Origin of the sequence: Roseomonas chloroacetimidivorans (assembly GCF_049629625.1) — a bacterium.
In the GTDB taxonomy this organism is placed as follows: domain Bacteria; phylum Pseudomonadota; class Alphaproteobacteria; order Acetobacterales; family Acetobacteraceae; genus Roseomonas; species Roseomonas chloroacetimidivorans.
In genome coordinates, this window is record NZ_JBNBZS010000013.1 from 162,802 (window position 1) to 173,596 (window position 10,795).

The following is a 10,795-nucleotide window of genomic DNA, read 5'->3' on the forward strand; positions in this document are numbered from 1 at the left end:
GCAGGGAAAGCGGCCCGGCAGCAAGCCCGGCCCAGCACTCAGAGCGCTTCAGCCAGGGCCAACCGGATCGCAACCTCGACGGGAGAGAGCTTCCCCTTCTCCCCTTCGATCCGCAACGGCGCCAAGAGCAGGAGCGGCGGTTGTGCCAGGAAGCGCGGGCGGGTTCCGCGGTGGGGCTGGGCAGCGTGGACGAGGAAGGGATGGCACAGATAGACGGTTCCTGCCGCCCCCGTGGCGAGCACCTCCTGCCGGTGCGACGTCCCTGGCAGATGGGCAATGATTTCGCGCGTCGTGAGGCCTGCCTCCCCGGCCGGGGACAGCATACGTGCGATATCAAGGTGGGACCCTGCACGGATGCGGGTCGATGCGTCATCCTCTCCGACATCAGAGAACAGGAACAGCATCAGCAGCGCACGGCCCTTCGAGTGGACATTGGCACGCCAATCCATGAAGTAGGCTTTGTCCCAGCCGAAGCTCATGTCGATGTGCCAACCCGCGTCGCCCGGGTCGTCCGCGGAGGGGAGGCGCACAGGGAAGGTCCCCATGGCCCTGCATGGCTGCCATCACCCTTCCCCGACGAGCTGGTCGAAGGCGGTGTGGAGAATGGGGGTGTTGGCTGCCTTAACGAATGGCGCCTGCGTGCACATGCCCAGACGGATCACTGGCTTCGTCCAGGTAGACAGATCATGCGGGTCGCAGCCGGTGTCGCGCCACAGCAGCGCGCGCGCCCTGTCGGCGAGTCCCCGGGAAAAGCGTCATCGATCCGCACGAAGCCATTCTGCATGAAGTGCTCGATATCCGCCTCGCGCAGGGCGCGACGCGTCAACTTATCGAAGGGCATGAAAAGGTCCGCAGGTCGAGGGCGAGCACGCCTGCAGTGCAGGCGTTCCGACAGAGTTCTTCCAGAGATAGCCAAGTGCAGCCCCGCACCTTGCGAAGCGACGGCATGTCTCAGCGTCGGAAAAAGACCGCGCTCATCATGCGCATCAGCTTGGCAGGCGCAATTCGAAAAAGAACGCCCGCTTCTGCACACCACCGTCCGAAGCCGCCATCCCCCACCCGACCAGCTTCGACCTTCGGCACAGCGCCCAGAGCTGCCATTTCGCTTCCTCGAATGGCCTCTCAGAGGCAGTAGCGAATCCGATCGGCCATCGTAGCGCTTGAGCGCAGGATGAGGGTCGGGCATTCTTGGAACGCCATTGATGACCGAATTCCAGGCTAGCCTGGCTCTTCGTTGATGAGGTGATCGCGTGTCAAACGTCAGCACCTGCCTGTGGTTTGGCAAAGATGTTGAAGAGGCGGTCCGCTTCTACGTCTCCCTCATTCCCGGCTCCGAAATAGAACACATCCAACATTCGCCTGGGCCCTGGCCTGGCGGAGAGGTTGGCGACGTCATCCTGGTTAGGTTCAAGTTGAACGGGCAAAATTACCAAGCGCTTAACGGCGGCAGGCCTGCCGATTACGGGACGGCCGCGTCGATTTCGGTAGAGTGCGCGGATCAGGCAGAGGTTGACCGCTTATGGGCGGCGCTGACCGCGAACAATGGATCGGAGATCGCGTGCGGATGGCTCCGCGACCGCTGGGGAGTGCCATGGCAGATTGTGCCCGAAGTACTACCGCGACTCCTTGCTCACCCTGATCCCGCGGTTTCGGCCCGCGCGTTTCTGGCCATGCAGGGTATGGTTAAGCTGGATGTTGCTGCCTTGGAGCGTGCAGCTGCGGCAGGATAACGAACCGCTTTCACCGGCAGCTGCAACTTCCTCCGTTTCTCAAGAGTGGCCGTTCCACTTCCGGCCACTCCTGCCCTGCGCCGGGTCTGGCGGATCCCAAAAGGCACCTCACCGACCGACTTGTGGCTGCACAATCAGGAGCACCATTCAACAACCCGCCACCGGTTTCTAGCCCGGCGTCAGATGTCCGGATGGCGATCTCGGACCGGGCTCACCTCCTCCAGCAGGGACGCGAGGTGCAGGATCGTGGACTCCGCCAGCCACTTGCCGACGAGCTGCACGCTGATCGGCAGCCCTTTCTTGCTCGTGCCGAACCGCATCGACAGGCCCGGCAATCCGGTCACGTTGAGCGGCACGGTCGCACCCTGGAGATAGATGGCGTCCACGGTCTGGCCGTTGATCGTGAACTCCGTCTGGCCATGCTTGTGGGCTGGTAGCGGCAGGACCGGGGTGATCAGCGCATCATAGCGTGAGAAGTAGTCCGCAAAGCCATCCCGCAACCGCTCGGCCGCCTGCTCGGCGTCGATGTAGTCTTTCATGGATGTGTCGGGCAGCGAGAGCATGGTCTTGGCCATCTTATAGAGCTCATCCTCGCCGTGTCCGGCGGTTGCTGCCGCAAAGGCGGGCTTCATCTCCATCACATGCAGGCGGTTGAACACGTCGAGGGCGAAGTCGCGCTCCAGAGCCGGGATGCGCACCGGCTCCACGAAGCAGCCAAGGTCCTTCAAGGCCTCAGCCGCTGCCTGCACCGTAGCGGCAACTTCAGGGTCGATCGGCCCGAAGCCGGGCTCGACCAGCCACCCCACCCGGAGTGCGCGATCGGGCGAGCGGCTGATCCCGGCATCGAAGGCGGCGGTACTGGTGGCAAAGGCATCCTGGCCGTCCGGTCCTGCCAGTTCCGAGAAGGCGAGCGCTAGGTCGCGCACCGATCGCGCCATTGGGCCGACATGCCAGAAGCGGCGTGGCGCGCGGGGCCAGATGCCCGTCATCGGCACGCGCCCATGCGTCGCCTTAAGGGAGACAATGCCGGTCTGCGCCGCCGGTCCGCGCACCGAGATGGCTAGGTCGGTGCCCAGCCCGATCGGTGACATGCCTGCGGCGATGGCGGCCGACTCACCGCCGCTCGACCCGCCCGGCGTGCGCTCGAGATCCCAAGGGTTGTTCGACCTTCCGCTCAGCAGATTGTCGCTCTCGATCCAGTAGGAGAATTCCGGCAGGTTCGTCTTCGCGAGCAGGATCCCGCCCGCCTTCTTCATGCGCGCCACACTGGTCGCGTCGGCATCGGGAAGGCGCCCTTTGAAGATCGGCGAGCCGCGTTGGGTCAGCACGCCAGCGGTGTCGATGGAATCCTTCACCGTGAAGGGGACACCATGCAGCGGGCCGAGATTCTCACCCGCCATCACCGCTGCTTCCGCGGCCTTCGCGGCTTTGGTGGCACTCTCTGCAACCGTGACAATCGCGTTGATTTTGGGGTTCAGGGTCTCGATGCGATCGAGGTGTGCCTGCACGACCTCGACCGGCGACACCCGCCGGGTGCGGATCAGTTCGGCCAGCTTGGTCGCGTCGGAATAGATCATATCGGAGTTCATGGTTTTACCTACCTGCCACTTGATAGATGACAGCTAGGACTTCCAATCGGGGCCGTCAACCCTTATCTACCAAGTGACAGATAGAGGCTTGAGGGCAATGAAACAGCGGGGCAGTGAGCCAGGCACGAATGCGCGGGAGGCCATCCTGACGGCGGCTCGCAAGGCGGCGCAGGCGCATGGCTATGGCGGCTTGAACTTCCGGGACCTGGCGGCAGACGTCGGCATCAAGGGCGCCAGCATCTATTACTACTTCCCGAGCAAGGCCGATCTCGGTGCGGCAGTCACGCGACGCTACTGGGAAGATTCGGCGGCCGAGCTAGAGGCCATGCTGGAGGAGAGCTCGGACCCACTGCATTGCCTGCACCGCTATCCGGAGGTGTTTCGCAGGTCGCTGGCGAGCGAGAACCGCCTGTGTCTCTGCAGCTTCATGGCGGCTGAGTATGACGACCTGCCGGAGGAGGTGAGGAAGGAAGTGCAGGCCTTCAAGGATGCGCATGTGGCGTGGTTGAGCCGGGTCTTGGTTGCCGCAGGCTTGGTTGACGCGGCCGGGAGCGAGCAGCGGGCCCGCGCTATCTACGCCGCCGTCGCTGGCGCGCAACTCATAGCAAGGAGCCGATCGGACATCGCGCTGTTCGATGCGCTGATCGACGGCTACCGCGCGGCTGGTCTCCTGCCAGATGAAAAGACACATCCCTCAGCCGACAAGTGTCCTCACTGAGGGTCGATGGGGCCGGCTATGTCCGCCACCGATATCCGCTCTCCCTGGCGCTCTGCCTGGAAACGGACATTCCGCTTCCGGCCATCCGTGCCCATCCCAGACGGGAACGGTATCGTCAACACAACATCAGCATCGCGGCGCCTTCTTGCAGGCGCCTTTGGGGACGGAGGCTCCGCACCTGCCATTGTCGCAGCGTGAAGCCCTCCGTTCTCTCCTGGTGCGATTCAAATGCCTCCCGTCTTGCCTTCACCTATAAGGTGGTTCCGCCAACCGTCACCCGTGACTGGCTCGCAGACCTGCTATCCCACCCTCCAGCAGTGGTTATCGACGTCGGAACCGTACGGGAGGCCGGTGCCCTGGGCAGCCCGCACGGTCCGATCAGGCGGCGAAGCCGCCGTCGATAGTGTGCATGGCGCCTGTTACGAAACTCGCCTCCGGCCCCGCGAGCCAGGCCACCATCCCCGCGATCTCATCAGGCCGCCCGTGCCGCTGGATCGCCATCTTCCCGTAAACGATGTCCTTCAGCGGCCCGTCAGCAGGGTTCATGTCCGTGTCCACAGGCCCCGGCTGCACCGCGTTCACCGTAATGCCGCGCGGCCCGAAGTCCCGCGCCAGCCCGCGCACGAGCCCCTGCACCGCCGACTTCGTTAGCGCATAGGCTGCGATGCCGGGAAATCCCACGTGATCGCCGACATTGGAACCGATCACCACAATCCGCCCGCCCTCTGGCATCCGCCGTGCCGCCTCCACAGCCGCGTGGTAGGGCGCGTTCACGTTGATGCGGATCATCCGGTCCACCGCGTCCGCCTCCAGCTCCAGCGGGTCGCCCATCATGGCCACGCCGGCATTCACCACCAGCAGGTCCAGCGGCCCGCTTTCTCGCACCCGCGCAATCACCGCGTCGCGGTCCGCGCTGTCCGTGACCACCGCCGTGCTTCCTGTCTCGCGGGCCAGTTGCTCGGCCGCCTCGCGCGATCCGGCATAGGTGAAAGTCACCGCCGCCCCTTCCCTGGCGAAGCGGCGCACGATCGCTGCCCCGATCCCCCGACTGCCGCCGAGCACCAGAACCGACTTACCCTGAAAACCGGCCATGTGGCCCTCCTTGAATTAACGTAGCGTACGCTACATTAAGATCAGGAAGGGCCCCGTCAAGGCATTTTGTATTGATGCCTACAAATACACCGCGCCCCGTGGCCGCCCCCGCCGCTTCGACCCCGAGCAGGCCGTCGCCACCGCACAGCGCCTCTTCCACCCCGCAGCTATGATGCGCTCAGCGTCGCCGACCTCACCCAAGCCCTCGGCGCTGTGCTGGAGGAAGCCGCCCGCCGCTACGCATTGGACCCCGCAAACCCCGGCTCGGCCGCCGCCGGCTGCCTCACCATTGAGGGTACCCGCTGCAACGATCCCGAGGCGCGGGAGGCCGCCCGCGCCCTCACCGCCGCTGCCGAGAACGCCATCCGCCGCTTCGTCGCCGCCACTCACCCGGAGGCCGCAGAGCAAATGACTGACTACGTCGTCATCCTCATGGTCGGCCTCTCCACCATGGCCCGTTCCGGCCATGACGTGCACCGCCTTCTTGCCACCGCTCGCTTCGCTGCCCTGGGTTATCGCACAGGCGCTCCGTGCTTGAGTTCCTCCCCGAGCCATCCAAGCAACTTGAGCTGTCGCATTGCTGATGAGGTCTGGCCCGTGGGCTAATGGCCGCTTTGCCGGGCGGCCTGCAGAAGAGCGGGCTTTCCGAATCGGTGCGGGGTGTCCCTCCTCTCGCCTTCCGGCTCACAACCCATATCACCCTGGTTCGGCTTTTTCCCCCGTTCCGGGAGAATCCGCCCCGGCTCAGGGCCATGATCCGCTGTGGCGTCGGGCGGATCGCGTTAGATACGGTTTCCCATGCGAGAGATGCCGCTGATGCCCCCTTTTGTCTCCTTGTGCGCCGTGCGCGCGCTGCAGTGCCTATGAGTGTGCCCCGCCTGGAATGGACCGAAGGCACTGCCGCCCATGACGTGGCCTGGCTGTCTGGATCGGGTGCCCTCCCTCCTCGCCGCATCGAAGCTGTCGATGACACGGTGCGCGCTGACGATGCCTTCCGTCTGGCCTGCGAGGGCGTCGGGCTGCTGTGGCGCGGTGACTTCCAAAATGCCCGGCAACTGCTCACGGCGCTGGCGCGTCGCCTGGACAAGCGCGCGGCACGCAGCCGCCTGCCCGACGACATGCCTATGCGTGAGCGCTTCAACCGCTACCGGCAAGGCCAAGCGCATCGCGCGCGCATCCTGGGCATGGTGCTGATCCCGCTCGACGCTGCCCAGGCTATTCCCTTGCGGCGTGCCCCGGATGTGCGGGCGGCCTTGCATCATGCGGTCGACATGCCCGAGGGCGACGCCGTGGTATCGCTGCGCGAGCTGCAGGGCATGGTTGGTGCCTATGAATGGCATCGCAAGGGCGTGCCGATCGCGGCCCTGGGTGGCGCGACGATCCACCCGGACTTCGGCGTGTTCTCGCCCATCCGCGGTGAATACGTCGATCTGGTCGCGCGCGCGCCATTGCCGATGGGCGGGACTGCCTTCGACATCGGCACCGGCACCGGCGTACTGGCAGCCGTGCTGGCCCGGCATGGCGTGCCGACGGTCATCGCCTCCGACCTGTCGCCGCGCGCCCTGGCCTGCGCACGCGCGAATATCGAGCGGCTGGGCCTCTCCGGGCAGGTCATGGTGCAGGAGGCCGACCTGTTCCCGCCGGGACGCGCCGCCCTGGCGGTATGCAATCCGCCCTGGCTGCCGGGTAAGGCGTCCTCGACCCTTGAGCAGGCGGTGTATGATCCGGATAGCCGCATGCTGCGCGGCTTCCTGGATGGATTGGCGGCGCATTTATTGCCGGGCGGAGAAGGTTGGCTGATCCTTTCCGACCTTGCGGAACATCTCGGCCTGCGCAGCCGCGACCAGTTGCTGGGCATGATCGAGGCAGCCGGCCTGATGGTCATCGAGCGGCTCGACACCCGGCCGCGACATGGCAAAGCCTTCGACGCCAATGATCCGCTGCACGCCGCACGGCTTCAGGAGACAACCTCGCTCTGGCGCCTGGGTGCGGCGCGACCCTGAGGACAGCGAGCGCGTCGCTGCGGCGGAATGGACCGGGCGTGGGTGGGCAACATCGGCTTCTTTGCGCGGTGCGCCCGGGCTCCTATGCACCGGCCGCTGACAGGGCTTACGAACGCAGGTCCTTCTTCGCCGACCGGTACACCCTCTGCGCCATCGCCTGCCGGCGGCGTTCGACCTCCTCCGCCATCCGGTCTTTCGTCACCCCCAAGGCCGCCAGTTCCCGGCTCAGCTTCTGGAAATGCGCCCAGCGACCGGCGTCGAGAAGGCCTTCGTCCAGCGCGGCGCGTACCGCACAGCCCGGTTCGCTGCTGTGCCCGCAGTCGCGGAACCGGCAATTCCGGGCCAGTTGTTCTATGTCGTCGAAGACCGTGCTGAGACCCTCATCCGCGTCGATCAGGCCCACTTCGCGTATGCCGGGTGTGTCGAGGATCAGCCCTCCGCCAGGGAGCAGGACGAGTTGGCGATGGCTGGTGGTGTGACGCCCCCGGGCATCGGCGGCGCGGATGTCCTGTGTCGCCATCCGCTCCTCGCCCAGCAGGGCATTCACCAGGGTGGATTTACCGACGCCCGATGAGCCGATCAGCACACAGGTCTCGCCCGGCGAGATGTGATCCTTCAGGCCGCCCAGGCCGAGCCCCTCGCGCGCCGAAACGACGAGCACCGGGCAGCCCGCCGCCAGGGAGGCTATCTCGGCGGCCTGATCCTCGGGTTGCTCGCACAGATCGGCCTTGGTCAGCACCACCACCGGCCGCGCACCACTCTGCCAGGCCGCCGCGAGGAAGCGCTCAAGCCGGCGCGGGTTGAGGTCGGCGTTCATCGAGGTGACAACGAAGACGACATCGATATTGGCGGCGATGACCTGCAGCGTCTGCACGCTGTCGGCCGCCCGGCGCACGAAGGCGGTGCGGCGGGGCAGGATGGCACGGATGGTGGCTGTCCCTTCGCCGGCCTTGGCCGACAGGGCCACCCAGTCGCCGGCGACCGGATGGCCCGCCTCCCGAGCCTCATGGCGCAGGCGACCGGAGAGTCTGGCGTTCAGGTTGCCGCCATCCGTGACCACCAGATGCGCTTCGCGCTGCTGGATGATGATACGCCCGGGACGGTGGCCGGCGCGCGCATGCGGCTCAAAGGCCAGCTGCAGCGCATCCGACCAGCCATACTGCTCGATCAAAGGCGGCACTCTCACATGGGGTGGGCACTCTAGCATTGACGGGACGGCGAACCGATCAATTTTGGCTGTGACCAGCTGCGAGGCTATTGGCCCAACACTGCGGGGGCAGCGGTGTATCGCGCCAACGATGGCGCGCCGCCATGCCTTGTTAAGGGATTGGCACCGTCCCGCTGGAGAATAGTCCCGTCGGTCGCCTGAGCATCACCACTCGTGGCGCTGCCCGAACAGGCGATAGGCAGCTTTACTCCGCCGGTAGCTTGAAAGCCGCCATTCCGCCGAGCGCCCGTGTTAATCATCAGACCACTGAGTCCACCTTTCCGAAAGCGGTCATTCCGTGATCGGGCGGATCCTGACGCTATCCTTGGACGCCAGCCTCACATGGAGGATCCCGATCCGAACCGTGCCGTCCGCTCTCGTTGCGCAGCCGCTTGCTTTGGCAAGCGCGAAATGCGCCCCGGTCGTACCTAAGGCCCAGGACGGCACATCGGGAACTCACGGAAACCCCCAACTGCGCGCGAACCAACTCGTCCGCTACGCTGACATGACTGCCGGACGAGGAAGCCTCACATGCTCCGTGAGAACATCAGCGACCTCCTGGCTTTCGTGGCGGTGGCTCGGGAGCGACGCTTCACGAAGGCGCCGGTCTAGCTCGGCGTTTCGCAGTCCGCCCTGAGCCACACCATTCGGCATCTCGAGGCGAGGCTCGGCGTCAGGCTTCTGGCGCGGACGACGCGCGCAGTCTCCCTCACCGAGGCGGGAGAACGGCTACTCGGGGGAATTGGGCCGCAACTTGACAAGATCGAGGCTCAGGTCGAGGCGGTCGGCGAACTCCGAGACAAGCCCGCCGGTACCATCCGCATCTCCGCGGCTGATTACGCGATCGAGTATGTTCTCTGGCCCAAGCTCAGGAACTGCCTGCCGCACTACCCCGGCATCAAGGGCGAACTCTTCCTCGACAACGGGCTCACCGACATCGTTACAGACCGCTTCGCCGCCGGGGTGCGGATGGGGGAGCACCTCGCCAAGGACATGATCTCGGCGAGGATCGGACCCGGTTTCTGCCTCGCCGTGGTTGACGCCCTGTCCTACCTCGAAGGCCGCACCAAACCCGCGCATCCCAAGGAGCCGGTGAACCACACTTGCATCAACTTCCGCCTGCCGAGCTCTGGGGGTCTTTACGCCTGGGAATTCGAGGAGAACGGGCGCGAGTTCGAGAGCAGCAAGATCCACGCTGTGGCCAATGCTGAAGGCAAACCACTCGTCTTCATCGTGACGCCCGGCAACGTCGCCGATATCAGCGTCGCTGCCTGCCTGCTTGACGGCATCGCACCGCCGCGCAGTGTACTCGCCGATGAAGCCTACGATGCCGATCACCTCCGCAAGCCGCTGGAGGCCCAGGGCACCGAGGTGGTCATCCCCTCCACCTACGCCCGCCGCATGCCCCACCCGCTGAACCGCCGCGCCTATCGGGGCCGCAACGTCATCGAGCGCATGCTCGGACGCATGAAAGACTGGCGTCGCATCGCGACGCGCTATGACCGCCTCGCCAGGAACTTCCTGTCCGCCATCGCTCTCGTCGCAACCGCTTGTTTTTGGCTCACCTGAATGAGGCGGCAGCCTAGAAATCAAGGCATTCCTTCCACGCCACGTGCCGGGCGGAATACGGGAAGGCTGGTTCATCAGCCACTTGCGACGCGGCCAGGTCCAGCGCTTACCGTCATAGCTCCGCCAGTGCCGGAGCAGGAACCCAGTCTGCCGCTGCCGTGCCTTGCAGAGCGCCTCCACCATTTCCGCACATGTCCTGACTAGGTCCCTCCTGTCCGAAGCAGTGCTTCGGACCGTGCTCCGGGTCGGGCACCCAGACCGGGGTCGACTCGCGGGCACGATGGAGCCGCGCAAGCGCCGTCGCGTCCCGCCGGTCGGTCCTGATCCGCTCGCCAGACTTACGCGGGATCAGGCTCGGCGCGACCATCAGGCAATCGTGGCCACGGTCGCGAGGGTGCCGGTAGACCCCATAACCGCCCGCGCCGGGCTCATAGACAGAGCGCAGCGTTCGACCACCCCGCCCGAGCCTGGCCACCAACTCGTCGGGAGCTGCCGGTGAATTGGGGATCTTCCCCACAAACCGAATCTCGCCGTCCCGCCTGGCCTCCGCGACACAGTCGGCGGTAAGCGCTGGACGCGGACCGGCTGGAAGGTGGTCGCAGCCTGACGGCGGGCTGGGCGGCGGTAATGGAGAAAGCCCTCGCCAATCGCGTCCATCTGCCCGATGTTAGGCCAAAGCGGGCGGCGGTAAGCCGCCGGAGCTCAGATCGCGGCGTGCCCCCGCAAAATGGGGGCGCGCCCAAGAAGCAAGGGACGACGCTCACCAGGCGCACGGAGGTCAACCTGATCGAGGATCAATTGATGACCCCGACCCGCCGCCACCTGCTTGCCGGAAGCGCCGCCATCGCGGTGTCCGGCATGCCCTATATCGGCCCTGCCCGCGGGCA

Annotated in this window: 10 protein-coding genes and 1 pseudogene; 6 read left to right on the forward strand and 5 right to left on the reverse strand. The window is 65.7% G+C overall.

The features are described 5' to 3' along the window. Positions 1 to 38: 38 nt before the first annotated feature. Together ACO1BU_RS12460 and ACO1BU_RS12465 are read right to left on the reverse strand one after the other, a co-directional pair. Positions 39 to 545 carry a phytanoyl-CoA dioxygenase family protein gene (locus ACO1BU_RS12460; protein ID WP_424136266.1) on the reverse strand — a complete coding sequence of 169 codons (507 nt, stop codon included), beginning with the start codon at positions 543 to 545 and terminating at the stop codon, positions 39 to 41. A 113-nt stretch (positions 546 to 658) separates the two neighbouring features. After that, positions 659 to 841 (reverse strand): hypothetical protein, encoded by a 183-nt coding sequence (locus tag ACO1BU_RS12465; protein WP_424136267.1) that lies wholly within the window; start codon positions 839 to 841, stop codon positions 659 to 661. Positions 842 to 1,250: 409 nt separating this feature from the next. On the opposite strand from ACO1BU_RS12465, the gene ACO1BU_RS12470 reads away from it, so the two are divergent. After that, entirely contained in the window at positions 1,251 to 1,730 is a 480-nt protein-coding gene (locus ACO1BU_RS12470; protein ID WP_424136268.1) for a VOC family protein, read from the forward strand. Positions 1,731 to 1,909: 179 nt separating this feature from the next. Here the strand turns inward: ACO1BU_RS12470 and ACO1BU_RS12475 are convergent, their stop codons facing one another. After that, positions 1,910 to 3,319: an amidase gene (locus ACO1BU_RS12475; protein WP_424136269.1), complete on the reverse strand. Its 1,410-nt coding sequence runs from the start codon at positions 3,317 to 3,319 to the stop codon at positions 1,910 to 1,912. Between the two features lie 97 nt (positions 3,320 to 3,416). Here ACO1BU_RS12475 and ACO1BU_RS12480 point away from each other — a divergent pair, with 97 nt between their 5' ends. Then, positions 3,417 to 4,037 carry a TetR/AcrR family transcriptional regulator gene (locus ACO1BU_RS12480; protein WP_424136270.1) on the forward strand — a complete coding sequence of 207 codons (621 nt, stop codon included), beginning with the start codon at positions 3,417 to 3,419 and terminating at the stop codon, positions 4,035 to 4,037. A 378-nt stretch (positions 4,038 to 4,415) separates the two neighbouring features. Here the strand turns inward: ACO1BU_RS12480 and bdcA are convergent, their stop codons facing one another. Then, entirely contained in the window at positions 4,416 to 5,129 is a 714-nt protein-coding gene (bdcA, locus tag ACO1BU_RS12485; protein WP_424136271.1) for an SDR family oxidoreductase, read from the reverse strand. Between the two features lie 213 nt (positions 5,130 to 5,342). Here bdcA and ACO1BU_RS12490 point away from each other — a divergent pair, with 213 nt between their 5' ends. Continuing rightward, positions 5,343 to 5,735, forward strand: coding sequence for a hypothetical protein (locus ACO1BU_RS12490; protein ID WP_424136272.1), 393 nt, complete (start codon positions 5,343 to 5,345; stop codon positions 5,733 to 5,735). A 257-nt stretch (positions 5,736 to 5,992) separates the two neighbouring features. Continuing rightward, complete coding sequence (locus ACO1BU_RS12495; RefSeq protein WP_424136273.1) at positions 5,993 to 7,132, forward strand: methyltransferase; 1,140 nt, start codon at positions 5,993 to 5,995, stop codon at positions 7,130 to 7,132. Positions 7,133 to 7,238: 106 nt separating this feature from the next. Here the strand turns inward: ACO1BU_RS12495 and rsgA are convergent, their stop codons facing one another. Then, entirely contained in the window at positions 7,239 to 8,312 is a 1,074-nt protein-coding gene (gene rsgA, locus ACO1BU_RS12500) for a ribosome small subunit-dependent GTPase A (protein WP_424136274.1), read from the reverse strand. Between the two features lie 651 nt (positions 8,313 to 8,963). On the opposite strand from rsgA, the pseudogene ACO1BU_RS12505 reads away from it, so the two are divergent. Further along, positions 8,964 to 9,053 (forward strand): annotated as a pseudogene (locus tag ACO1BU_RS12505) (LysR family transcriptional regulator); the annotation flags it as partial. Positions 9,054 to 9,101: 48 nt separating this feature from the next. Beyond that, the gene (locus ACO1BU_RS12510; RefSeq protein WP_424136283.1) at positions 9,102 to 9,908 is read left to right on the forward strand and encodes an IS5 family transposase; all 807 of its coding nucleotides are present in this window, start codon (positions 9,102 to 9,104) and stop codon (positions 9,906 to 9,908) included. The last annotated feature ends 887 nt before the right edge of the window (positions 9,909 to 10,795 follow it).